We start from the raw sequence: 22,699 nt of genomic DNA, 5'->3' as shown, positions 1-22,699 counted from the left end.
CATTTTTATACTAGAGTAAAAATAAGTTTTAGTGTGATTTTTAGTTTATTTTCATATTTTGTAAGCTCTAAATTTTTAACTTTTATATAAGGATCTAGTTTTTGTAAAAATTGCATTAAAAAATAAAAATCACTAACAAAACTCAATTTTAATTCATAATAAGTAAAATATTCATCTTGACTTTTATAACTTTGGATTTGTAAAGACCTTACTTTAGAAAGATTTCTCTCAATATCTTTTAAAATGCTTTGATAGTCCTTGTCTAAACTCAAGAATGACTGCTCGTTATAAGATATATTTTCATCTTCTTTTAAATCAGAAATCATTTCTTGTTTTTGCTCGTATTTTGTTTGTAAAACATATAGTTCATCTTTTGACAACTTCATTTGTTTTTCAAAATTATCAAAAACACTCATATAAACCATGAAAAAACCAAAAACAAAAGCAACTATCAAAGCTAGTGCAAATTCACGCCCAGATAACCTAGCAAAGATATTTTCTAAATTTTTATAAAGATTTTTCAAAAACAAGAGTGATTTTTCCATTATTAACTTCTTTATTTTTTAATACAAAATGATGTTTTTTAAAATCTTCATAAAATTCATAGTCATTTTTAAGTTCTACAATAAAATCATTATTTTTAACATACAAAGCCTCTATATAAGCTTGATGAGAATTTAAAACTCTTAAAAAATCATAAAAATCTTTATAACAAAGTGCATTTGTATAAAATTTTTGCAACAAATTAATCTTTAACTCATTTTCTTCTTGTAGTTTTTTATACTCTTGATTCTGTTTTTGATTTATTTTTGCTTGCCCTAAAATACCATCTTGCTTTTTTATTAAATTTTCATATTTTGTTTTCTCATTTTCATAAAATGATTTTTGTGTATACAAATACAAAGGATAAACAAAAGCTAGTAAAACTCCACAAACAAAAGCTAGTAAAATCTTAAAACTAAAAGATTTTAAATGATTTATTTTTTCTTTGCTGGTAAAATTAACCTTGATTTTATCACAATTTTTTAACAATTTTTGATAAAAAATATTACTATTAAATTTATCAAAACTGCTAAGATTTTGAGTATCATCTATGCTTATAATGTGCTTATAAGTATTTTTTAATTTTTCATTATATATTTTATCATAAACATTTAATGGTATAACTTTACAATTTTGAAAATCACACCCCAAATACTCCACTAAAACTATATATTTTTCTTTAAATAATAATGCAAGATTTTCACTATTTACATCATTCTTAAAATACACTTCAAAAAGTAGGGGTTCTGGGATTATATAATCAATATCTAAAATATCTTCATACTTGCACAAAAATACATGAGTAAAAGATTTATCTTGAAAATACTTTAGCTTATAAGAAAAATCATCTTTAAGACCAAGCTCTTCAAAGCTCTTTTTTAAAATTTCATCTTCACTAATAGGATTTGCAAATTTAATATATAAAAGTTTTTCATAAGCAAGAAAATCTTTTTTGATGACTTTTTTACTCATCATAAAGGATTTTCTTAAGGTTTTGCTCGTTTTTGTGCCAATTTTTCTCAAGTTGAACGAATAATTTTAGCATTACCTTTTTTTGTGCTAATTTTTCTATTTTAACCCTAGCTTCTTTGCCTATACGCTTAATTGTAGCTCCATCTTTACCTAGTATCATTCCTTTGTGAGAATTACTATCTGTAATGATAATAGCATTGATATAATAAATTTGCTCTAGTTCTTTGATTTTTTCTATTTTTACTTCAGTGCTATAAGGAATTTCATCACTTAAATTTTCATATATAGCTTCTAAGATAAAATCTCTATAAATATCCTTTTCATTTGTGGTAGTAATAAACTCAGGATCAAAATAATACGGATGTTCAGGCAAATACTTAATCATCTCATCTAAAAGAATTTTTTTATAAAATTTTTGCTTAGCAGAATAGGGGATAATAGCACTAAAATGTGAGCTAAACTGAGAATACTCGCTTAATTTTTTAAGCAAAACCTCTTTTTTTACTAAATCAACCTTATTGATTAATACAATATGTGGCACTTTAGGGTTTAAACTTAAAAAATTTTCATAATCTTTAATATCATCATAAATACTAGCTACAAATAAAATCACATCACAATCCGCAATGCTTTTAATCGCCAAATCAATCATAAGCTGATTCATAGCCTTAGAGCTTACATGCAAACCTGGTGTATCTATAAAAATAAGCTGATGGTTTTCATGCATTATAATCGCATTAATCTTTCTTCTTGTAGCATTTTGCTTATGAGAAACCATAGCAACTTTTTCTTCTAATAAAGAATTAAGGATAGAACTTTTTCCCGCATTAGTTCTACCCACTATGCTTATAAAGCCACTTTTCACAAGATATACCTAGCTAAATCTTTATTTTCTATGATATCTCCAAGCTTAACTTGCACTTTAAAATCATCTATTTTATATACTTTACCTGCATATTCATCTGCTTCAAAACTAATATCTTCTAAAAGTTTTTCCACCACCGTGTGTAAGCGTCTTGCACCAATATCTTGCATTTCTTCATTAGCCTTGCTTGCTATTTTTGCTATTTCTCTAATAGCCTCATCTTCAAAAACAAGCTCTACATTTTCAGTTTTTAAAAGCTCAATATATTGTGTTAGTAATGAATTTTTAGGTCTTGTTAAAATAGCATATAAAGCATCCTCATCTAGCGAATCAAGCTCAACTCTTAAAGGAAAACGCCCTTGAAGTTCAGGGATTAAATCACTTGGCTTACTTAGATGAAAAGCACCTGCAGCAATAAATAAAATATGATCAGTTTTTAAAGGTCCAAATTTAGTTTGTATAGTACTACCTTCAACTATAGGAAGCAAATCTCTTTGCACCCCTTCTTTGCTTGGATCTTGGCGGTTTGAATTTGAGCTTGAAACTGCTACTTTATCTATCTCATCGATAAAAATAATCCCTTCATTTTCTGCTCTTCTTAAAGCCTCGCCTTTAATACTTTCCATATCAAGAATTTTCTCACTTGCTTCTTGAGCTAAAGCTATTCTTGCATCTTTTACTTTCATTTCTTTTTTAATTTTTTTACTACCCACACCAATAACTTTTACTATATCTTGCATAGCACCCATTTCAGGTGGTAAATTTGGATTAGTATCAAATACACTTTGTGAAATTTCAACTTCTATTGTGCTATCATCTAAATCACCAGCTTTTAATTTCACACGCATTTTTTCTAAAGAATTTTGATACTCTTCTTGTTTTTCTTCGCTAACACCCTTTGGTAAAGGTGGTAAAAGTTTTTCTAAAATCTTATTTTCTATAAATTCATTAATTTTGTCTTTATTTTTTTCTTTTTCTTCATTTTTTACTAAATTTAAAGCGGCATTAGCTAAATCTCTAACCATACTTTCTACATCACGCCCAACAAAACCAACTTCAGTATATTTACTTGCTTCAACTTTTACAAAAGGAAGTCCCATCATCTTAGCAAGGCGTCTTGCAATCTCTGTTTTACCAACCCCAGTTGATCCTATCATTAAAATATTTTTTGGCATGATATCATCTTGAAGTTCAGGGCTAAGCTGCATTCTTCTATAACGATTTCTTAAAGCAATTGCTATGATTTTTTTGGCATTTTTTTGCCCAATTACATAATCATCTAAAAATTTTACAATCTCTTTTGGAGTTAAATTCATTTATCATCCTCAATTACATAAGTTTTAATATTTGTATTTGTATAAATGCAAATTTCACCAGCAATTTGCAAGCTTTCTTTAACTAATTCTTCTTCATCTAAACTTGAGTGTTTAGCTAAAGCTCTTGCTGCAGAAAGTGCATAATTACCCCCACTACCAATAGCAGCTATAGCGCCATCTTCAGGCTCAACTACATCTCCAGTTCCTGAAAGTAAAAATATATGATCTCTATCTAATACTAGCATCATTGCTTCAAGTTTTCTTAGGTATTTATCCTTACGCCATTCTTTTGAAAAATCTATCGCAGCTTTTAATAAATCACCCTTAGAACTAGAAAGTAGTTTTTCAAACATATCAAAAAGATTAAAAGCATCAGCAGTGCTTCCTGCAAAACCTGCTAATACTTTTCCATTATTTAATTTTCTAATTTTAACTGCATTATTTTTTAAAACAGTGTTTCCAAAACTTACTTGTCCATCTCCACCAATTACAGATTTATTTTTACCTTTATAAGCTAAAATTGTAGTTGCGTGAAACATTATTCTCCTTTAACTTCTAGCTTAAATACAGCATGAATTGCATGGCCTAATTTTGCTGAAATTTCATGCACACCAAGTTCTTTTATAGTATCGCATTCTAAGCTTTTTTTATCAAGCTCTATGCCTTTTTGATCTTTTAATGCATGTGCGATTTCATCTTTAGTAACCCCACCAAACAAGCTTCCATTAGCTCCTACAGGCTTAGCTATACAAATAGTGATTTTAGATAATTCTTCTTTTAATTTTTCCAAATTTGCAAGCTCAAATCTTAAATTTTCTGCCTTTTTCTTTTGCTCTGCTTCATACTGTTTTAAAACTTCATGTGTAGCAGCTTTAGCAAAACCTTTGGCAATTAAAAAATTTTGTCCATATCCATCTTTTACTTCTTTAACTTCTCCTGCTTTTCCTAGGCTTTTTACATCTTTAATTAATAATACTTTCATTGTTTTCCTTTTTAAAATTTTCTTCCATTTTTACCTGCGATGATAAATCTCAAAGCATTTAATCTTATAAAGCCTGCTGCATCTTTTTGATCATACACAACATCTTCTTCAAAAGTACAATAAGCCTCACTAAATAAACTATCATTCGCACTTTCTCTGCCTATTACCATTACATTACCTTTATATAATTCAAGTTTAACTTTACCATTTACATATTTTTGCGACTCATCAATTAAGGCTTGAAGCATTAATCTTTCAGGTGAGAACCAATAGCCATTATAAATTAAACTTGCATATTTTGGCATTAATTCATCTTTTAAATGCGCTGCTTCTCTATCAAGAGTGATACTTTCTATAGCGCGGTGTGCTTTTAAAAGTATGCTTCCACCTGGGGTTTCATAACAACCTCTACTTTTCATACCCACATAGCGATTTTCGACAATATCAAGACGACCTATACCATGTTTTGCACCAAGCTCGTTAAGTTTTGCTAAAAGCTGCGCAGGAGACATTTTTTCTCCATTAATAGTACATAAATCGCCTTTACTAAACTCAAGCTCTATCACTTCGCTTTCATTTGGAGTTTCTTTTAAATCTTTCACCCAGCGCCACATATCTGCTTCAGGTTTAGCCGCAGGATCTTCAAGTACTAAACCCTCATAAGAAATATGCAATAAATTTGCATCCATAGAATAAGGTGATTTACCTGGCTTTTTAGCTATATCAATACCATGTTTTTGCGCATAAGCTAAGAGTTTTTCACGGCTATTTAAATCCCATTCTCTCCAAGGAGCAATGATGGCTAAATTTGGATTTAGTGCCAAAGCACCTAATTCAAAACGCACTTGATCATTCCCTTTACCGGTTGCTCCGTGACTAATAGCATCTGCTTTTGTTTTATTTGCTATTTCTACTAAAGCTTTTGTTATCAAAGGTCTTGCTATACTTGTACCTAGTAAATATTCTCCCTCATAAATAGCATTTGCTCTAAACATAGGAAACACATAATCTTTTACAAATTCATCTTTTAAATCTTGAATAAAAATATTTTCTTCTTTTACGCCCAAAGAAAGTGCTTTTTTTCTAGCAGGCTCAAGCTCTTCACCTTGTCCAATATCTGCTGTGAAAGTTACCACTTCACATTTATACTCATCTTGTAGCCATTTTAAAATTATACTTGTATCAAGTCCACCAGAATATGCCAAAACCACTTTTTTGATATCTTTTTTCATTGTCTTTCCTCTTTGTAAAAAATGATTGTAAAATTTAACGAATTTAGCTTAATATAATGTAAAATATTTAAACATTTTATAACATTTTCTTGTATTTTTTGATAAAATATTTTTATGAGAATAGATAAGTTTTTAAATGTAGTTAATATTACTAAGCGTCGTGCTATTTCAGAGGATATGTGCAAAAGTGGCGTAGTAAGTATAAACAATCAAGTGGTTAAGGCTAGTAAAGAAGTAAAAATTGGCGATGAAATAAGCATTAAATTTATAGAATATACTAATATCTATAAAGTTTTAGACATACCAACAACCAAAAGCATACCAAAAGCTATGCAAGAAAAATATGTGGTAAAAATTCAATGAAAGAAATGATTTTAAGCCAAAATGAGCTTTATAAGCTTTGTGAAATTTTGCCTAAAAATGGAGTTATTTTACTTCAAGGGGATTTAGCAAGCGGTAAAACCACTTTGGTGCAAAATTATGCTCAATTTCTTGGAGTAGAAAAAACACTTAATTCTCCTACATTTTCTATCATGCAAGAGTATGATTTTCAACAAGGTAAAATATATCATTATGATATTTATCAAGAAGGTTTTGATGGACTTTTAAAAAATGGTTTGATTGAAAATTTTTTTGAAGAGGGTTTGCATTTGGTAGAGTGGGGTGATGAAAAATTAAAAAAATACTTAGATAAATATCAAATTTTTAATATAATTTTACAAATCATTCCTTATGAAAATAAAAGAAAGTATATAATACATGAGTAAGCTAGAGGCTAGAAATTTAGAAAAAATCATTAAAAAAACAAAAATCATACACGATGTTTCACTAGAAGTGCAAAGCGGAGAAGTTGTAGGACTTTTAGGGCCTAATGGAGCAGGAAAAACTACGAGTTTTTATATGATATGTGGGCTTATTTTGCCAACAAGTGGGCAGGTGTTTTTAGACTCACAAGATATCACAAAAGAACCGCTTAATAAAAGAGCAAAACTTGGCATTGGGTATTTACCTCAAGAAAGTAGTGTTTTTAAAGATTTAAGTGTGGAAGAAAATTTACTTTTAGCCGCCCAAGTAATATATAAGGATAAAAATTTATTAGAACAAAAGATAGAACAAATGCTAGAATTACTTAGCATAGAACCTATTAGACACAGAAAAGGTATGAGTTTAAGTGGGGGTGAAAGAAGGCGTTGTGAGATAGCAAGATCGCTTATGTGCGATCCTAAATTTTTACTTTTAGATGAACCATTTGCTGGGGTTGATCCTATCGCAGTGAGTGAAATTCAAAGCTTGATTAATGACTTAAAAGCTATGAATATAGGTGTTTTAATCACTGATCATAATGTAAGAGAAACTTTAGCAATTTGCGATAGAGCTTATGTGATTAGAAGTGGAAGGTTGCTAGCTAGTGGCAATGCTAATGAAATTGCACATAATGAAGATGTTAAAAAATACTATCTTGGAAGTGAGTTTAGACTTGAATAATGCTTAAACAAAAAACCTCTATAACGCAAAAAGCAAAACTATCACAAACCTTAAGATCTTGGCTTCCTATATTGCAAGCTAATATTGAAGATCTAAAAGAAAGCTTAGATGAATTTGCTAAAGAAAATCCTTTTATAGAGATCAAAGAAAACTCAAGTATTACAAGCAATCAAAACAAGTATTATCAAGAATATTTTAGTAAAAATACCACCACGCAAATGATTGACGCAAAAAGCTTGGAAGTAAAAAATGTGTATGAACTTTTAAGCGAGCAAATCATACCACCATTTTTTCCTACTAAAAAATCCCAAACCATTGCTGAAAAAATCATAGAATGTTTAAATCATGAAGGTTATTTTGAGTATGATGAGGAAATTTTAGGTGAATTTGATCCTTTAGAAGTAGAAAAAATCAGGCAAAGATTTAAATATCTTGATCCCGTTGGAGTAGGGGCAAAAGATAATCAAGAAGCTTTTATTTTTGCACTAGAACATTTTGACTTAGATGATGAGCTTTATGAGTTTTGCAAAATGTTGATTTTAAATTTAGAAAATGCAAAAGATTTTATCAAAGATCCTTTGTATAAAAAGGCTATAGCGATAATTAAAAAAATCTCTATTCCGCCTTTTTTAGAATATTTTGAAGAGAGTATGGAAATCATTCCTGATATATTTATTTATCAAGAAAATGGTGAAATTAAAATTAAAATCAATGATGATTATTACCCTGAAATTGCTTTTGAAGCAGATGGCTTAGATCATGAGTTTTTAAGTGCTTATTTAAAAGATGCTAAAAATTTAATTGACGCGCTAGCCATGCGTAAAGCTACCCTTTATAAACTAGGGCTTATGATTATAGAATATCAATATGATTTTTTCATGGGCGGGGATATTAAACCTATGCAGCTTAAAGACTTAGCGCAAGATCTTGAAAGAAATGCTTCTACCATTTCAAGAGCAATTGCAAATAAATACTTAAGTTGTGACAGAGGCTTAATACCCTTAAAGTCTTTCTTTACCACTGCAGTGGATGATGGTGAAACTTCTAATGCAACTATTAAAGATTTTCTTAGTAATTTAATTAAAAAAGAAAATCCTAAAAAGCCTTTGAGTGATTTAAAAATTCTTGAACTCACTCAAAAAGAATTCCCAAGTGTACAACTAGGGCGTAGAACTATCACTAAATATCGTATGCAACTTGGCATAGGAAGCTCAAGTGAGCGTAAAAAATTATATGAATTGATGTAGGAAAAGATGAATTTAGAAAGTATTTTTGAAAAAACCATAAAACAAAATGTGCGTTTAGTAGCAGCTAGCAAGTATGTTCAAGATGAACAAATTCGAGAGCTTTTTAAGCAAGGTGTTGTAGAGTTTGGAGAAAATCAAGTCCAAGCTTTAGCTTTAAAAAAAGAAAAACTTCAAGACTTAGAAATCAAGTGGCATTTTATAGGTAATCTTCAAAGTAACAAAATCAATCTTTTAATCAAACAAAACCCGTTACTTTGGCAATCTTGCAATGGTTTAAAAAGCGCCAAAGCTGTAGATAAAAGACTTGATTATAAATTAGATACTTTATTAGAAATAAATACTGCTAATGAAAGTTCTAAAAGTGGCATAGAGCAAAATAAAGCCATAGAAGAATACTTGCAAATACAAGAAGAGTGTAAAAATTTAAACCTTATAGGCATTATGTGTATAGGTTCTATGGATGAGGAAAAAGTTCAAGAAAGTTTTGAGCAAACTTTTAAAATCTATGAAAATTTACAAAAACACGGGGCAAAAATTTGCTCTATGGGCATGAGTGGGGATTTTGAACTAGCTATAAAATGTGGCTCAAATATGGTGCGTTTGGGGAGTATTTTATTTAAATAAACCCCATTTGTTTTGCTTTTTCTATCATAAAATCTGCACCATTTTCACTTTTTAACTCTTGCAAGGCTATAGATTTTTCTTCTAGTGAGAAATTTTCTACCAAATTTAAAAATTGATGTTTCTCTTCTTGAGTTAAAATTTCACACAAATTACGCTCTTTTAAATACAAAGCATTAAAATACTGATGATTTTTAGCCGCATATGGATAAGGAATAAAAATACAAGGAAGTAAATTTGCACTAAGCTCAAAAAGACTGCTTGCACCTGATCTTGATATGGCTAAATCTGCTTTAGAAATTTTATCTATAATGTTTTTATCAAAATCAAAAAGCTCTGCATTGACATTTAAATCCTCATAAGCTTTTTTACATCTTTCATAATCATTCTTACCACATTGATGAATGATATTTATACCTTTTTCTTTAAAGTATAAAGCATTTTCTAAAGCAAGATCGTTTATAAATTTAGCCCCTTGAGAGCCACCAAGAAAAATAATATTTTTTAATTCTTTTCTCACTCTTGCTTTTTGTGAAAAAATTTCACTAATAGGATAAGGACAAAAGAAAGTATTTGCTTTATTAATTTGATCATCAAAAGCAGTAAAAAAAGCTTTAGAAAAAGGCTTTAAAAGCGAATTTAAACTTCCCATTTTTGAGTTTTGCTCATGGATTAAAAGTGGGATATTTGCCATTAAAGCACCAAAAGCACCTGGAGCACTGCTATATCCACCCACACTAAAAACTACTTTAATATTATGTTCTTTTAAAATTTGTTTTGTTTTTCTTGCAAGTTTTACAATATGCAAAAACGATTGAACCTTAGCCAAGCCTTTTTTATTAACAACGCCTTGAGAACTTAGAAAGTATTTTTTATAAAAATCATCTTCATTTTCAAACCAAAGTCTATCTTGGCCATTTTCACTTCCTATGTAAATGCATTCTATACCTTGTTTTCTTGCACTTTGTAATAAACATCTAGCTATAGCTAAATGCCCTCCTGTGCCTCCACCTGTAATTGCTATCATTTATCCTCTTTATTTAGCTTTTCTTCTAAAATAGCAAGCCTTGCTTCTAATTTAGCGATTTTTTCTTCATAATCAATCTTGCCATATTCTTTAATATAAGCAGGTATGCCAATAGCTGTTAAATTTGGTCCAACATCTTTTAATACAACTGCATTTGAGCCTATTTTTGCATTTTTACCTATGGTAATATTGCCTAAAATTTTAGCACCAGAACCTATAATCACGCCATCTTCTATAGTGGGGTGTCTTTTGGTATTTTTATCTAAACTCGTTCCACCCAAAGTAACACCTTGATAAATCAAAACATCATCACCTATAATAGAAGTCTCACCAATCACAACCCCACTTGCATGATCTATAAATATCCTTCTACCTAGCGTAGCTCCAGGATGCAAATCAACCCCTGTTAAAAACTGAGAAATTCCACTAATAATCCTTGCTATTTTTTTAAAACCATTTTGATAAAAAAAATGCGCAAAGCGATAATTTACCACAGCCCAAACACCAGGATAGTTAAAAACTAATTCCATCCAAGATCTATATGCAGGATCTTTTTGTTTTGGCATAGAAAAATCTTCTTTGATTAGTTTAAAAATACTCATTTAGAACCTATGCTTTTTAAATATCCATTATCATTTAAGAATAAATAAATTTCACCCAAAATATGCTTTTTTTGATTTTCATTAACAAGTTTTGAAGCATAAATTTTTTCATTAATATTATCCATAATTGCATGAATATCATAGTCAAGATCTTCTAAGGTATCTAAAATAGATTGAGCCTCTAGTACGCTTTCTACTTCAAAACCCTTTTCATTAATACTTATACAAGCTTCGGTTGGATGTGTAAAAAGATTATGCTTCATACCAAGGACTTCTTGATAAGCTCCCACTAAGAAAAATCCTAAAAAATAATCTTCAGCTTCTACATCAATATCATGCAAAAACAAAGGATTATCTTTAGAATAAGAAATTTCTCCATCGCTATCGCAAGTTATATCCCATATACTTGCACTTCTTGTAGGTTTTTTATTAAGTCTATCAAGTGGCATAATAGGGAAATTTTGCTCTAAACCCCAAAAATCAGGTAAAGACTGAAATACTGAAAAATTCACTAAATATTTTTCTTGTACTTCATTTTGCAAACTCGATAAATCAGCTTGATCACCCACCAAAGAAATAGCTTTTCTCATAATCAAATGCACTAAAATTTCACTATTAGAGCGATCTTGTAAATCCACATAACCCAAATCAAACAAGGTTAAAATACTCTCCATATGATCAATACTATCATGTAAATACTCAAGTGCATTAGAGGCTTTAATGTTTTTATACAAATCATAAAGTTCATCAATAAGTTTTGGATTTTTATCTTTTAATAAAAGCTTGCTTTCTGTGTATTCTTGAGAAAAAAGCTCTAAAACAGGCGCTACTAAAACAGCATGATTAGCCGCCACAAAACGCCCACTTTCTATAAAAATATCAGGCTCTAAATCTTTTTTTTGTTCTGCAATGCTTTTTAAAATAAACACAACATCGTTTGCATACTCACTTAAGGTGTAATTTCTACTTGTTTCATTTTTAAACTGAGAGTATTCTACTGCCAAACCCCCGCCAAGATTAATAGCTTTTAAATTTTTTGCACCCATTTTTCTAAGCTCAGTGTAGATATTGCCCGCTTCATTTAAAGCTTTTTTCAAAGGATGAATTTCAGTAATTTGTGAGCCTAAATGAAAATGTATCATAGTAAATTGATCTAAAAGTTTATTAGCTTTTAAAAGATTTACCGCTTCAATAAGCTCAGTAGATGTTAAACCAAATTTTGAATTTATACCACCACTTTTTGCCCAAATTCCTACCCCAGCTGAATGCAAACGCACCCTTAAGCCTATATTTGGCTTTGGCTTAAAACGATTTTTAGCAATTTCAATCATTGCTTCAAGCTCATTAAGTCCTTCCATAGTTAAAGTGATATTATAACCCATTTCACACGCTATAAAGCCCATGTTTATAAGTTCTTTATCTTTAAAACCATTAACCGTTATAGGTGCACCTTCATTATTATAAGCCATAGCTAGTAAAAGCTCAGCCTTACTTCCTGCCTCTAAGCCATAGTTATATTCTTTACCTAGATTAACTAAATTTTTTACAAAACCTGGATATTGATTGACTTTTAAAGGATATACAGCATTAAAAGAACCTTTATAATTAAATTCTTTTTTTGCTTTAGCAAATTTATCATAAATTTGCTCAATTTGCTTATGGATTAAATGAGGAAAACGAAGTAACAATGGCCCCTTATAACCATCATCACGCAAAGTATTTACTATATCTATAATGGCAGGTTTTTTACCATGATTTACACATACTTTGCCATTTTCAATGATAAAATTATTCGCACCCCAAATATTAATACCATAATCAATCATAACTCATTCTCCAAATTTGCTAATTTTATATTTTTATTTTCTTTACTATCTAAATTTTTATAAAAAATCTCTTCTTTTTGCATTTCATCTTCGCCTATACACAAAAAGATTTTAGCATTAGTATTATCTGCTTGGTTTAAATGCTTTGCAAGTTTTTTTGCTTCATAACTTATATATACTTTATGTTTTTTTCTTAAAGTATTTGCTAGTTTAAAAATAGCATCTATATAAGCTTCATCCATAGCACAAAGATAAATTCCTTCTCTTGATTTTACGCTTTGTTTTTGCTCTAAAATAGCCATAATCCTTTCTATACCCATAGCAAAACCCACGCCATAGCCACTTTTACCATCTAAGTATTCAATCAATCTATCATATCTTCCACCACCTGCTACAGCAGCTTTAGCACCGATTTCATCGCTAACAAACTCAAATGCACTTTTAGAATAATAATCAAGCCCACGCACTAATTTTTCATCACATTCAAATTCAACATCATTTTCTTTTAAAAGTTTTTGCAATTTTTCATAATCTTTCTTACAACATGGGCATAAATTTTCACTTAGTTTTGGCGCATTTTCGATTAAACTTTGACAATGATCATTTTTACAATCAAGCACTCTAATAGGGTTTAAATCTTTTCTTCTTAAACAATCCTCACAAAAACCTTCTTTAGAATTTAAAAAAGCTATGAGTTTTTCTTTATATACACCCATACATTCTTTACAGCCTAAAGAATTAATCTTCAAACTTGTATGAATTTCTAAGCGTTTAAAAATTTCATTTAGCATTAAAATAATACTCGCATCCTCATACACACTTGCTATACCAAAGCTTTCTACTCCAAATTGATGAAATTCACGTAATCTTCCTTTTTGTGGCCTTTCATAGCGAAACATAGAACCATGATAAAACCATCTTTTAACACTTTGAGCCTTATCCATTTTAGCTTCTATGTATGATCTTACCACCCCAGCTGTCCCTTCAGGCCTCAAACACACTTCATTGCCTGCTTTATCAACAAATTCATACATTTCTTTGCCAACTATATCAGAGCTTTCCCCAACGCTTCTTTTAAAAAGCTTAGTAAGTTCTAAATGCGGACAATTAATAAAAGTAAAACCATAGTTTTTAGCTACTTCTTTACAAGTTTTTACTACTTTTTCATAAAGAACAGCTTGATCATCTTGTAAATCTTTCATTCCTTTTAAAGCATTAATCATCTATAAATTCCTTAATCTTTTCATGTAAAATTTCAATACTCAAAGAAGCATCTAATTTTAAAATTTTTATATCTATTTTAGTTTTTAAAAACTCTAAAGTTTCTTCTAAAGCTTTTTGTATATTTAAAAAATACTCAATCCCTCTTTTTTCAATACTATCTAAATCTTTTTTAGAAAGTCTTTGTGCGATAAGCTCTTTAGAACCATGCAAAAACACAACCTTTTGTGGAAAAAGCCCACCTGTGGCAAAAGAATTTAACTCAAATAAAATATTTTGATCAAAATCACATCTTGCATAAGCCATATTAGAAATAAAACTACGATCTGAAATGATAAGTTTGTTTTTATTATGCGCTAAATGCATGTCGATTAAATTTGCTCTATCTGCTAAAAAAAGCAAAAGCTCAGCCTTTTTAGAAAATTGTATTTTACTTTCTAATAAAATTTTTCTCAAATGCACTCCAAGCTCACTTCCACCTGGCTCTTTAGTAAAAAATACATTATGAAAATATTTTTTTAAAAGCTCTATTTGCGTGCTTTTACCCACACAATCAACCCCTTCAAAAGCTATATACAATCTCTCTCCTTTAATAAAGGTATAATTTCTTTTGGCACAAGCTTGCTCACATCACCATTATGAGCACAAATTGATCTTACTATGGAGCTTGAAATAAAAGAATTTTTTAAATTTGGCATAAGATATATGGTTTCAAAATCTTCCCAAAGCATGTGATTTGCATAACCAAGTTGCAATTCATACTCAAAATCACTCACCGCTCTTAAGCCTCTTATAATGATATTTATTTGCAAATTTTTAGCAAGATCTACTAGTAAGTTATCAAAAGTTGTAATTTTAACATTTTTTAAGTCTTTTGTAGCAATTTTTACCATTTTTTCTCTATGTTCTAAGCTAAACATAGGCTTTTTGCTCTCACTTTTAGCTATGGCTACGACTACTTCTTTAAACATCTTGCTAGCTCGAATGATCACATCTAAATGTCCATTAGTGATAGGATCAAATGTCCCTGGGTATATACAACTAGCCATCATTGCCACCTTTGGTATAAATTATGCTCAATATTTGCTAGATCAAGCCATTTTCCTATGATAAATTCATATAGTTTTTCCAAATTATCAATCTTAGCATAACTTGCCATTACAGGAGGAGCGATGATGACTCCATAGCTAGAAAGTTTAGCCATTTGTTCTAAAATTAAAGTAGAATAGGGCATTTCCCTTACCCCAAGTATGAGTTTTTTGCGTTCTTTTAAAGCCACTCCTGCAGCTCTTGTAAGTAAAGTATCATTTATACCACAAGCAATTTTTGCTAAAGTGTTAATAGAGCAAGGTGTGATAAAAGTCGTTTCTATGCCAAAAGATCCACTTGCAACACATTGACTAATATCTTCATTATCTAAAAAATTTACATGTTCAAGTTCAAATTTATCTTTTATGTATTGCAAAAAGTCTATATTTTCTAAAAGAGAATTTTCTTTTACAAAGCTTATTTTTGCATTTTTACTTATAATGGCATAAATTTGCCCTTTTTCTTTTAAATGTTTTAATAATAAAAAACCAAGTTCACAAGAACTAGCCCCGCTAATACCTACTAAAATTTTTCTCATTTTAGCTCCACATAATTTTTACTAATAACTTTACCATGCACGACTTTTCCATCTTTATTTTTAAGGCGAATTCTTTGGTTTAAATTCCCGCTTTGCAAGGCTTTTAATTCTATTATCATGCTTAAATCCCCATCTTTGATAACCCCATAAACAGAATCATTTCTTTGTATAAGGGTTTTGGTTTTAAACATATTATATTTTAAAATCATATTTTCTCTTATATTGCTTTTGGCTATTAAATTTGCGATTTCATCTTTTTTTAATACACCTTGAGGAGCTTTATCAAAAGGAATTTTTAAAATTTTAAAACTAGCAGGACTTAAATTTTCATTGCGCACAATAGGGCGCGTGGTTTGCAAAACTTCTAATTTTGCCTTTAAAAAATACTTAAAAAATATATTTTTTTTAAACTGCTCTGGAGTTTTAAATTCAGCCTTTACAAAACCATCTGCTCTATCAAAATTATGATTACCCAGCTTTAAAAAAATGTATTGATTAAAATCAGCAGGCAAGCTTGATTGAGTGTTAAGATCTAAAGAAATGATTTCTAGTTGCGGATAATTTGTCTTAAATTCTTTAATCAAAGCTAATTTTACTTCATCAAAATTTGAAGCAAAACTAAAAGTATAGAAAAATAAAACTAGAATGATTTGCTTAAAAAACAATACAACGACCTTTTATAAAAATATATTAATCGTATAATACATTAAAAAAGTTTGATTTTAGTTAAAAGAAGTGGAGCGGGAAACGAGATTCGAACTCGCGACCCCAACCTTGGCAAGGTTGTGCTCTACCCCTGAGCTATTCCCGCGATTTAAAAGTAGAGTGTGATTTTATCAAAACTTTATTTTATTGTCAAGTTTTTAAAATTAAGGAATGTTTTTTGCTTGTAGTTATTAAATTTTAAAAAAGGAGTTCTCATGCAAGTTAATGATAAAAATAGTCCACTAGCCCTAAATAATATGACAAAAATCAAAGAAAAAAACACATCTTCAGATGAATTTCAAGCTACACTTAATGCACTTAAAGACAAAGAGGAAAAAGAGTATAAAAAAGATAGCAACAATGCTTTTAGTAATACAGATTTAAATATAGGCTCAATTTCTAAAGATTATGGCGTATATGCTTGGGAGAAATTACGCCAAAGCAAATACCAAAAAAATGAAGAAAATATCCTAAACAATCTTTTTAAAACCTTAGATAAAGCAAGAAGTTAATCATTCAAAATAGGGTAGTGTAATACCCTATTAAATTTTTAAAACTTTAACTTCTTGATCTTTTGCTAATTTTATATCATCAATTTGCGTGATTAAAATATGCGTGTTTTCACATAAAGGTTTTAGCATACCTGAGCCAAATTTAGCTTCGCTTGGTTTAAAATATCCATCGACTAATTTTCCAAAAGCAAAATCATTTCTTTGGCCTTTGAAATTTAAATCTTTAGTCAATCTTGCTTTATCAAATTCCAAAAGTTCTTTACCATAAAGTAAATTGAGTATATTTTTTGCAAAAATATGCGTTGAAACTAAAGAGGCTAAAGGATTTCCTGGTAGGGCTAGAAAAAGCATATCGCTTTTGTTAAAAAGTTTTACATGCTTACAAAGTTTAGCATTTACTTTTTCAAAAATAGGGCTAAAATCACACTCAAGCAAAGCTTGTTTGATAAAATCAGCCTCACCCACGCTAGCTCCGCCACTGCTTATAAGCATATCAAATTCTTTATTTTCTAAAAGCTTTTTATATGCATTTAAATCATCTTTTATAAGCCCTAAATACTCAACATCAGCATAATCTTGCAAAATAGCATAAATTCCAAAAGCATTTGCATTATATATACTGTATTCATCAGCATTTTCCCAAGGCTCTACAAGCTCATCTCCACTTGAAAAAATCCCAACACGCAATTTTTTAACGACTTTTAACTCATAAATTCCTTGAGCAGCAAGCATAGCTACCATGCCTGAAGTGATTTTTTGTCCCTTTTTAAACAAAAGCTCTCCAAGCTTTGCTTCCTCGCCTTTAAAACGGATGGCATTGTTTTCTTTAGCGTTTTTAGCATTGAGCTTTTCATCTTCAAGCAAAGCTTCTTCAAACATTAAAATTGTGTTTGCATTTTGAGGAATTTTAGCCCCTGTCATGATTTTATAGCATTCATTTTTTTCTATAATATAATCATTTTTATCGCCTGCTAAAATACTTCCTTTTATTTCTAGCAATTCATTCTTATGTGTATAATTTAGTGTATAACCATCTAGGGCAGAATTATCAAAAGCGGGTAGGTTTTTTTTCACAAAAACATCTTCATATAAAATACACCCCAAAGCTTGCGTCAAATTTACTTTTTGAAATTCATTTTTTGCTTTAATTTGTTCTTTTAAAAAATCTAAAGTTGCAAAAATATCTCTCATTCTTCAAGCCTTCTTATACTTGCGCCTAATTTTTTAAATTTTTCTTCTAAATTTTCATACCCTCTATCAAGATGATAAATTCTATGAATTTTACTAGTTCCTTTAGCTGCTAAAGCCGCTAAAATCAAAGCAGATGATGCACGCAAATCAGTAGCCATAACATCAGCTCCCAAAAGCTCTTTAGTGCCATTTATAGTAGCAATATGCCCGTTTAATCTTATATCAGCTCCCATTCTTAAAAGCTCACTTACATGCATAAAACGATTTTCAAATAATCTCTCATCAATAATACTTGTGCCATTTGCTTTTAAAGCTAAAGCCATAAATTGTGCTTGCATATCCGTTGGAAAACCTGGATATTCGCTAGTTAAAATTTCAACCGGTTTGATTTCTTTAGCAGGATTTATACTAATACTATCTTCATTAATATCAAAGCTAAAACCCATTTGCTCTAGCTTTGCCAAAACTGCGCTAAGATGGCTTGCATTGACTTTTTTTAGAGTGATTTTTGAGTTAGTGATAGCTCCTGCACACAGATAAGTTCCTGCTTCAATGCGATCAGGAATGATTTCAAAAGGTTTAAATTCTAAAAGCTCTCCACTTGTGCCATAAATTTCAAGCTCAGAAGATCCTATGCCTTGTATATCAAGCCCAGCTCTAGCTAAAACCTCACAAAGTTGCACCACTTCAGGCTCTTTAGCAACATTTAAAAGTCTAGTTTTACCATGAGCTAGGGCTGCTGCCATGATGATATTTTCACTACCTGTAACAGTGATTTTATCAAACATCACATCAGCGCCCCTAAGCCCTCCACTAGCTACCACATAACCTTGTTTAATCTCAATATTAGCTCCCATTTTTTCTAAAGCTAAAAGGTGTAAATCAATAGGACGTTGGCCTATAGCACAACCTCCCGGTAAAGAAACTTCGCAATTTCCAAATCTAGCTAGTAAAGGCCCCAAGGTAAGTATGGAAGCACGCATTTTACGCACGATGTCGTATTTTGCTATGGTTTTATTTAAATGTTTTGTATTTATTTTTGCAAAATTATCTTTAAAAGTATAATTTGCTCCTAAATTTTCAAGCAAAGAAAGTAGGGTGCAAATATCTGCTACATTTGGTAAATTTGAAATTTGCACTTCATTTTTAGCTAAAATACTTGAAGCTATCAAAGGAAGTGCTGCATTTTTTGCACCACTTATTATCACTTCTCCATTTAACTTTTTAACACCATCAATCTCTAAATAAGTCATTAATTTTCCTTAAAATATATACATTTAATGATATAATAATATTTTACTACAAATATTATATAAATTAATAAGATTAAAGGTGTTTTTTGGGAGTTTTTCTAGTCATACTTGGTGGGATATTTTGGGCTGTAAGTGGGGTTTTAGCTGAGTATTTGTTTAAAAATCATTATTCTGCTGAATGGGTAAGTTTTTATCGTTTGCTTTTTACTGGTGTTATTTTAATAATTTTGGGTGCAAAAAATTTCAAATTAAAATTGCTAAAGCAAAAACAAGAACTTAGCTCTCTTTTGATTTTTTCTATCTTTGGTTTATTGATAACTCAATATGGTTATTTTAAAGCTATTTATTATACCGATGCAGGAACTGCTACGATGATACAATACAACGCACCATTAATCATAATGCTTTTTATGTGTTTTAAAAATAAAATTTTACCTAAAAAAATAGAACTAATCGCTTTGTTTTTAATACTTTTTGCCTTATTTTTACTTATAACAAATGGAGATATTAACAATTTAAAACTTGATATAAGAGGTGTTATTTGGGCTTTTTTTGGAGCTCTTGGAGTGGCATTTTATTCTTTGAGTGCTAGGCTTATCATAGCAAAATATGGCTTATTTTTAATCATGGGTTTGGCTAGTTTATTTGCTTCTTTTTTGCTTTTTGTATTATTACAAGGAAATATCCCAAAACATGATTTTTCTTTAAATTCCTTTTTGGCTATGAGCGCGATTGTATTTATAGGTACAATAGGGGCTTTTTGTTTATATTTAAAAGGAGTTGAATTAATAGGAGCTTTTAAAGCTAGTATGATAGCTTGTATAGAACCTGTGGCTGCTGCTTTTATGAGTTTTTTATTTTTAGGAACTATTTATAGCGTGATTGATCTTTTTGCTTTTGCTTTGATTATTCTTAGTGTGTTTTTAAATGCTAAAAAACATTAAAGTCATTGCATAGCTTGCATGGCTTGAGATAACATTTGGGTTATTCTTGCATAAATGCTTTGCATTTGCGAATTTAAACTTTGAATTTGAGAATTGATCATCTGAGCTTTTTGTGGATCTTGGCTTGATTGTAATTTGCATTTAATTCTGTTATTTTAGCTTGTATTTTAGAAAGTTCTTTATAAAGTTTATTTAACTCATCTTCTGATTTTTCTCCATTTTGACTTTCTTTAACGCTTTTTTCAAGCTCTTTTATACCTTGAGTAAATTTAAATTCTATAAAATTCTTATTTTCTTTGCTTTCTTTTTCTTCTTTTTGAGTGTTTAAAATTATAAGGGGTATTTTAAAAAGAACATGTAACTATCTCTAAATAATTTTAGCAAAACTCCCAAATAATAGGCTTTTAAAACATATAAAAACAACTTTTTATCTTTCCAAATCTAAAGCGTAAAATATCCCAAATATCCCAAAATATCCGTTTTATCCCAAGAAAGTGATTAAATACTGTTTAAAAGGCAGATAAATGCGAAGTTTATTTTTAAATTTTAAATCCTAAAAAATGTTTTACTCTCCAAAGATAGTTACATTTTTACTTAAAATAAACTTATATTTTATTTTTAATGTAACTATCTTTATAAAACGCTATATAATCATATTTTAACCACTTTTTATATAAAAATAATATGTAACTATCTATAGCTTTAAGGTTTGAAAGATAGTTACATAGAAAGCTTAATTTTTTACTATATATCTATTAATTTTTATAGTATATTTATAATTTTTATGAAAAAATATTTTAATTTAATTCAAAAAATAAGGATGGATATTTATGGATAATGTTATAAACGAAAAAATGTTGAAACTCTCATTTAATTTAGAAGGTACTTTGAGAAATTTTTTAAAGTGTCATTATACTGATTTTGGTGTCAAAAATGAGCTACTCTTAGGACTAAACTGGACAAAACCAATAAATTTTGCATTGAAACGCAAACTCTCTCATGCTACAGATCAAAGAAAAAGTGAAATAAAAGATTTTTTAGAAAAAGAACTTAAAGGAGAGAATATGGAAGATCTTGTTAATCATAGTGAGTCTTATTGCTTAGGGGATAAGAATGGAGCACTTAAATATATTTCACAAACAATTACAAAAATACAATATTTATTGTCTGATGAAATTTGATAAATTGTGAAATTAAAGATTTGTTATTTATCTTGTTATTTAATAAATGATTATAGTAAATTTACTAATATATGACATAATAAAAGCAAAACTATAATAAGGAGTTTTTGACATGCATGAAATAATAACAAATGATTGGTTTTTATTTGCAACTGGTATATGTAGTATACTAGGATTAATGGCAAGTATCTTAATTGTTAAAAAAGTTATTGGTATAAAATCTAAGATCGATATCAATAAGCAAACCATTAATGGAAGCAATAATAACACAGCTGGTAGAGATGTTAATGCTAAATAAGCAAACCATTAATGGAAGCAATAATAACACAGCTGGTAGAGATGTTAATATTAATAATTTTTATAACTTTAATTATCCAGTAAAACATGAAATATCTATAGGAAATATTTTAAAAAACATATCCGAATTTACTATTAACCTTCAATTTGAAAAACCAGACACTGGGGAATATACAATTGAAGAAAAAATTAACTATAATAAATTAACACAATTTAAAGAATTCTTTGATGATTATATGGAAAATTATAATATTGTAAAAGAAAAAATTATGATTATTTCAGCAGAAGATATTAATTTCGAACAGCGTTTAGTTAAGTATGTAAAAAATAAATATATAAAGTTTTATGATAAAAATAATCCAAACTTAACATTAAATAGTATATTAGAAGAAATAGAAAACGATTTGAAGCAAAATACCGATTTAAGTATAGATGATATTAGCTGTACTCATTATATTATATTTTATGTATTTGCTTTGTGTAAAATATTTGAAAAACCTACAAAAGGGTTATAATTTATGATTATTACAGAAAGAAATCCGAAGCAAAGTCTTTATTTTCTAGGTGCTGCTTTGCTTGAAATTTTAAAAAATAAAAACATGGAATATTCACTTTTTGAATTATATGAACAATTTCAAAAAAAGTATAATATTGAAATAAAAAAATTTATTTTGATTTTAGATTGGTTGTATTTAGCTAGCTATATAGAGATTACCCAAGAGGGATTTATAATAAAATGCTCTTAGAATGTTTAATTATTAAAGATGTTTTTGGAACTAATATACGAAGTGTAGAATTTAATCCCAATGGTTTAAATCTTATTGTTGGAATTCCTGATGAAGATGGTTCAACAAATAATATTGGAAAAACGACACTAATAAGATGTATTGATTTTTGTTTAGGTGGAAAAATTGATCAATTATATATTGATAAAGAATTTAAAACAATCAATGATGATATTTTTTCTTTCTTGGTAGAAAAACAACCTTGTTTTGAAATCATTCTTAGTAATTCCATGCAAAATAATATAAAATATAAAATTTCAAGAAA

At 29.2% G+C, this 22,699-nt stretch carries 28 protein-coding genes and 1 tRNA gene; 11 read left to right on the top strand and 18 right to left on the bottom strand.

Annotation, left to right across the window (positions count from 1 at the left end):
• Window positions 1-5: 5 nt before the first annotated feature.
• From L8W68_RS05310 to L8W68_RS05280, 7 genes are read right to left on the bottom strand one after another with little or no spacing between them, the layout of a single operon-like run.
• Window positions 6-545: a hypothetical protein gene (locus L8W68_RS05310; protein WP_263675279.1), complete on the bottom strand. Its 540-nt coding sequence runs from the start codon at window positions 543-545 to the stop codon at window positions 6-8.
• A complete protein-coding gene (locus L8W68_RS05305; protein WP_263675278.1) occupies window positions 508-1,518 on the bottom strand; it encodes a hypothetical protein in 1,011 nt (336 codons plus the stop codon). Before L8W68_RS05305 ends, L8W68_RS05310 begins: the two co-directional genes overlap by 38 nt.
• Window positions 1,508-2,380: a GTPase Era gene (gene era, locus L8W68_RS05300; protein WP_214100655.1), complete on the bottom strand. Its 873-nt coding sequence runs from the start codon at window positions 2,378-2,380 to the stop codon at window positions 1,508-1,510. Before era ends, L8W68_RS05305 begins: the two co-directional genes overlap by 11 nt.
• Window positions 2,377-3,696 carry an ATP-dependent protease ATPase subunit HslU gene (gene hslU / locus L8W68_RS05295; RefSeq protein WP_263675277.1) on the bottom strand — a complete coding sequence of 440 codons (1,320 nt, stop codon included), beginning with the start codon at window positions 3,694-3,696 and terminating at the stop codon, window positions 2,377-2,379. Before hslU ends, era begins: the two co-directional genes overlap by 4 nt.
• A complete protein-coding gene (gene hslV / locus L8W68_RS05290; RefSeq protein WP_120759032.1) occupies window positions 3,693-4,235 on the bottom strand; it encodes an ATP-dependent protease subunit HslV in 543 nt (180 codons plus the stop codon). Before hslV ends, hslU begins: the two co-directional genes overlap by 4 nt.
• Window positions 4,235-4,678, bottom strand: a complete 444-nt coding sequence (gene rplI, locus L8W68_RS05285) for a 50S ribosomal protein L9 (RefSeq protein ID WP_039618280.1) — start codon at window positions 4,676-4,678, stop codon at window positions 4,235-4,237. The genes hslV and rplI overlap by 1 nt, the downstream gene beginning before the upstream one ends.
• Before the next feature lie 11 nt (window positions 4,679-4,689).
• Window positions 4,690-5,910, bottom strand: coding sequence for an argininosuccinate synthase (locus tag L8W68_RS05280; RefSeq protein ID WP_263675276.1), 1,221 nt, complete (start codon window positions 5,908-5,910; stop codon window positions 4,690-4,692).
• A gap of 114 nt (window positions 5,911-6,024) precedes the next feature.
• Here L8W68_RS05280 and L8W68_RS05275 point away from each other — a divergent pair, with 114 nt between their 5' ends.
• The 5 genes from L8W68_RS05275 to L8W68_RS05255 are packed head-to-tail and all read left to right on the top strand — an operon-like array spanning window position 6,025 to window position 9,266.
• Window positions 6,025-6,273: an RNA-binding S4 domain-containing protein gene (locus L8W68_RS05275; protein ID WP_039618276.1), complete on the top strand. Its 249-nt coding sequence runs from the start codon at window positions 6,025-6,027 to the stop codon at window positions 6,271-6,273.
• Window positions 6,270-6,677, top strand: coding sequence for a tRNA (adenosine(37)-N6)-threonylcarbamoyltransferase complex ATPase subunit type 1 TsaE (tsaE, locus tag L8W68_RS05270; RefSeq protein WP_263675275.1), 408 nt, complete (start codon window positions 6,270-6,272; stop codon window positions 6,675-6,677). Before L8W68_RS05275 ends, tsaE begins: the two co-directional genes overlap by 4 nt.
• Complete coding sequence (gene lptB / locus L8W68_RS05265) at window positions 6,670-7,395, top strand: LPS export ABC transporter ATP-binding protein (RefSeq protein ID WP_039618272.1); 726 nt, start codon at window positions 6,670-6,672, stop codon at window positions 7,393-7,395. The genes tsaE and lptB overlap by 8 nt, the downstream gene beginning before the upstream one ends.
• Window positions 7,395-8,642 carry an RNA polymerase factor sigma-54 gene (locus L8W68_RS05260; RefSeq protein ID WP_263675274.1) on the top strand — a complete coding sequence of 416 codons (1,248 nt, stop codon included), beginning with the start codon at window positions 7,395-7,397 and terminating at the stop codon, window positions 8,640-8,642. Before lptB ends, L8W68_RS05260 begins: the two co-directional genes overlap by 1 nt.
• A gap of 6 nt (window positions 8,643-8,648) precedes the next feature.
• Window positions 8,649-9,266 carry a YggS family pyridoxal phosphate-dependent enzyme gene (locus tag L8W68_RS05255; protein ID WP_263675273.1) on the top strand — a complete coding sequence of 206 codons (618 nt, stop codon included), beginning with the start codon at window positions 8,649-8,651 and terminating at the stop codon, window positions 9,264-9,266.
• Here L8W68_RS05255 and murG read toward each other — a convergent pair.
• The 9 genes from murG to L8W68_RS05210 all read right to left on the bottom strand — a co-directional run bounded on the left by murG (window position 9,259) and on the right by L8W68_RS05210 (window position 16,377).
• Window positions 9,259-10,290, bottom strand: a complete 1,032-nt coding sequence (gene murG, locus L8W68_RS05250; protein ID WP_263675272.1) for an undecaprenyldiphospho-muramoylpentapeptide beta-N-acetylglucosaminyltransferase — start codon at window positions 10,288-10,290, stop codon at window positions 9,259-9,261. The genes L8W68_RS05255 and murG overlap by 8 nt on opposite strands.
• Entirely contained in the window at window positions 10,287-10,892 is a 606-nt protein-coding gene (cysE, locus tag L8W68_RS05245) for a serine O-acetyltransferase (protein WP_263675271.1), read from the bottom strand. Before cysE ends, murG begins: the two co-directional genes overlap by 4 nt.
• Window positions 10,889-12,718, bottom strand: a complete 1,830-nt coding sequence (speA, locus tag L8W68_RS05240; protein ID WP_263675270.1) for a biosynthetic arginine decarboxylase — start codon at window positions 12,716-12,718, stop codon at window positions 10,889-10,891. The genes cysE and speA overlap by 4 nt, the downstream gene beginning before the upstream one ends.
• Window positions 12,715-13,941 (bottom strand): histidine--tRNA ligase, encoded by a 1,227-nt coding sequence (gene hisS, locus L8W68_RS05235; RefSeq protein WP_263675269.1) that lies wholly within the window; start codon window positions 13,939-13,941, stop codon window positions 12,715-12,717. The genes speA and hisS overlap by 4 nt, the downstream gene beginning before the upstream one ends.
• Window positions 13,934-14,518: a dTMP kinase gene (gene tmk / locus L8W68_RS05230; RefSeq protein ID WP_263675268.1), complete on the bottom strand. Its 585-nt coding sequence runs from the start codon at window positions 14,516-14,518 to the stop codon at window positions 13,934-13,936. The genes hisS and tmk overlap by 8 nt, the downstream gene beginning before the upstream one ends.
• Window positions 14,509-14,988: a pantetheine-phosphate adenylyltransferase gene (coaD, locus tag L8W68_RS05225; protein ID WP_263675267.1), complete on the bottom strand. Its 480-nt coding sequence runs from the start codon at window positions 14,986-14,988 to the stop codon at window positions 14,509-14,511. Before coaD ends, tmk begins: the two co-directional genes overlap by 10 nt.
• Window positions 14,988-15,566 carry a UbiX family flavin prenyltransferase gene (locus L8W68_RS05220; protein WP_263675266.1) on the bottom strand — a complete coding sequence of 193 codons (579 nt, stop codon included), beginning with the start codon at window positions 15,564-15,566 and terminating at the stop codon, window positions 14,988-14,990. Before L8W68_RS05220 ends, coaD begins: the two co-directional genes overlap by 1 nt.
• On the bottom strand, window positions 15,563-16,231 hold the full coding sequence (flgA, locus tag L8W68_RS05215) for a flagellar basal body P-ring formation chaperone FlgA (RefSeq protein ID WP_263675265.1): 669 nt from the start codon (window positions 16,229-16,231) through the stop codon (window positions 15,563-15,565). Before flgA ends, L8W68_RS05220 begins: the two co-directional genes overlap by 4 nt.
• 71 nt (window positions 16,232-16,302) lie before the next feature.
• A tRNA-Gly gene (locus L8W68_RS05210) sits at window positions 16,303-16,377 on the bottom strand.
• Between the two features lie 109 nt (window positions 16,378-16,486).
• Between L8W68_RS05210 and L8W68_RS05205 the strand changes: the two genes are divergently transcribed.
• Window positions 16,487-16,783: a hypothetical protein gene (locus tag L8W68_RS05205; RefSeq protein ID WP_263675264.1), complete on the top strand. Its 297-nt coding sequence runs from the start codon at window positions 16,487-16,489 to the stop codon at window positions 16,781-16,783.
• A 30-nt stretch (window positions 16,784-16,813) separates the two neighbouring features.
• Here the strand turns inward: L8W68_RS05205 and L8W68_RS05200 are convergent, their stop codons facing one another.
• Together L8W68_RS05200 and murA are read right to left on the bottom strand one after the other, a co-directional pair.
• Window positions 16,814-17,974 (bottom strand): molybdopterin molybdotransferase MoeA, encoded by a 1,161-nt coding sequence (locus L8W68_RS05200; protein ID WP_263675263.1) that lies wholly within the window; start codon window positions 17,972-17,974, stop codon window positions 16,814-16,816.
• Window positions 17,971-19,227, bottom strand: a complete 1,257-nt coding sequence (gene murA, locus L8W68_RS05195) for a UDP-N-acetylglucosamine 1-carboxyvinyltransferase (RefSeq protein WP_263675262.1) — start codon at window positions 19,225-19,227, stop codon at window positions 17,971-17,973. The genes L8W68_RS05200 and murA overlap by 4 nt, the downstream gene beginning before the upstream one ends.
• 86 nt (window positions 19,228-19,313) lie before the next feature.
• Here murA and L8W68_RS05190 point away from each other — a divergent pair, with 86 nt between their 5' ends.
• The 5 genes from L8W68_RS05190 to L8W68_RS05170 form a co-directional block, all read left to right on the top strand.
• Window positions 19,314-20,171: a DMT family transporter gene (locus L8W68_RS05190; protein ID WP_263675261.1), complete on the top strand. Its 858-nt coding sequence runs from the start codon at window positions 19,314-19,316 to the stop codon at window positions 20,169-20,171.
• 830 nt (window positions 20,172-21,001) lie between these two features.
• The gene (locus L8W68_RS05185) at window positions 21,002-21,352 is read left to right on the top strand and encodes a hypothetical protein (protein ID WP_214115625.1); all 351 of its coding nucleotides are present in this window, start codon (window positions 21,002-21,004) and stop codon (window positions 21,350-21,352) included.
• A gap of 251 nt (window positions 21,353-21,603) precedes the next feature.
• The gene (locus L8W68_RS05180) at window positions 21,604-22,164 is read left to right on the top strand and encodes an ABC-three component system protein (protein ID WP_214115627.1); all 561 of its coding nucleotides are present in this window, start codon (window positions 21,604-21,606) and stop codon (window positions 22,162-22,164) included.
• 3 nt (window positions 22,165-22,167) lie between these two features.
• A complete protein-coding gene (locus L8W68_RS05175; protein ID WP_214115628.1) occupies window positions 22,168-22,395 on the top strand; it encodes an ABC-three component system middle component 6 in 228 nt (75 codons plus the stop codon).
• Window positions 22,386-22,699, top strand: a 314-nt coding sequence (locus L8W68_RS05170) for an AAA family ATPase (RefSeq protein WP_263675260.1), incomplete at its 3' end; no start/stop codon positions are given. The genes L8W68_RS05175 and L8W68_RS05170, both read left to right, overlap by 10 nt.

Origin of the sequence: Campylobacter sp. FU_497 (assembly GCF_025772425.1) — a bacterium.
Lineage (GTDB): Bacteria > Campylobacterota > Campylobacteria > Campylobacterales > Campylobacteraceae > Campylobacter_D > Campylobacter_D lari_C.
This window is presented reverse-complemented; position numbering and strand designations above follow the sequence as displayed.

Excerpts from the sequence above, each read along its gene's own strand:
- hisS (WP_263675269.1), bottom strand. The coding sequence starts at position 13,941 with ATGATTAATGCTTTAAAAGGAATGAAAGATTTACAAGATGATCAAGCT.
- L8W68_RS05185 (WP_214115625.1), top strand. The coding sequence starts at position 21,002 with ATGGATAATGTTATAAACGAAAAAATGTTGAAACTCTCATTTAATTTA.
- rplI (WP_039618280.1), bottom strand. The coding sequence starts at position 4,678 with ATGAAAGTATTATTAATTAAAGATGTAAAAAGCCTAGGAAAAGCAGGA.
- L8W68_RS05175 (WP_214115628.1), top strand. The coding sequence starts at position 22,168 with ATGATTATTACAGAAAGAAATCCGAAGCAAAGTCTTTATTTTCTAGGT.
- L8W68_RS05280 (WP_263675276.1), bottom strand. The coding sequence starts at position 5,910 with ATGAAAAAAGATATCAAAAAAGTGGTTTTGGCATATTCTGGTGGACTT.
- hslV (WP_120759032.1), bottom strand. The coding sequence starts at position 4,235 with ATGTTTCACGCAACTACAATTTTAGCTTATAAAGGTAAAAATAAATCT.
- L8W68_RS05275 (WP_039618276.1), top strand. The coding sequence starts at position 6,025 with ATGAGAATAGATAAGTTTTTAAATGTAGTTAATATTACTAAGCGTCGT.
- L8W68_RS05180 (WP_214115627.1), top strand. The coding sequence starts at position 21,604 with ATGGAAGCAATAATAACACAGCTGGTAGAGATGTTAATGCTAAATAAG.
- L8W68_RS05200 (WP_263675263.1), bottom strand. The coding sequence starts at position 17,974 with ATGAGAGATATTTTTGCAACTTTAGATTTTTTAAAAGAACAAATTAAA.
- speA (WP_263675270.1), bottom strand. The coding sequence starts at position 12,718 with ATGATTGATTATGGTATTAATATTTGGGGTGCGAATAATTTTATCATT.
- cysE (WP_263675271.1), bottom strand. The coding sequence starts at position 10,892 with ATGAGTATTTTTAAACTAATCAAAGAAGATTTTTCTATGCCAAAACAA.
- murA (WP_263675262.1), bottom strand. The coding sequence starts at position 19,227 with ATGACTTATTTAGAGATTGATGGTGTTAAAAAGTTAAATGGAGAAGTG.
- tsaE (WP_263675275.1), top strand. The coding sequence starts at position 6,270 with ATGAAAGAAATGATTTTAAGCCAAAATGAGCTTTATAAGCTTTGTGAA.
- murG (WP_263675272.1), bottom strand. The coding sequence starts at position 10,290 with ATGATAGCAATTACAGGTGGAGGCACAGGAGGGCATTTAGCTATAGCT.
- hslU (WP_263675277.1), bottom strand. The coding sequence starts at position 3,696 with ATGAATTTAACTCCAAAAGAGATTGTAAAATTTTTAGATGATTATGTA.
- L8W68_RS05220 (WP_263675266.1), bottom strand. The coding sequence starts at position 15,566 with ATGAGAAAAATTTTAGTAGGTATTAGCGGGGCTAGTTCTTGTGAACTT.
- L8W68_RS05260 (WP_263675274.1), top strand. The coding sequence starts at position 7,395 with ATGCTTAAACAAAAAACCTCTATAACGCAAAAAGCAAAACTATCACAA.
- coaD (WP_263675267.1), bottom strand. The coding sequence starts at position 14,988 with ATGGCTAGTTGTATATACCCAGGGACATTTGATCCTATCACTAATGGA.
- L8W68_RS05205 (WP_263675264.1), top strand. The coding sequence starts at position 16,487 with ATGCAAGTTAATGATAAAAATAGTCCACTAGCCCTAAATAATATGACA.
- L8W68_RS05305 (WP_263675278.1), bottom strand. The coding sequence starts at position 1,518 with ATGATGAGTAAAAAAGTCATCAAAAAAGATTTTCTTGCTTATGAAAAA.
- L8W68_RS05255 (WP_263675273.1), top strand. The coding sequence starts at position 8,649 with ATGAATTTAGAAAGTATTTTTGAAAAAACCATAAAACAAAATGTGCGT.
- lptB (WP_039618272.1), top strand. The coding sequence starts at position 6,670 with ATGAGTAAGCTAGAGGCTAGAAATTTAGAAAAAATCATTAAAAAAACA.
- L8W68_RS05310 (WP_263675279.1), bottom strand. The coding sequence starts at position 545 with ATGGAAAAATCACTCTTGTTTTTGAAAAATCTTTATAAAAATTTAGAA.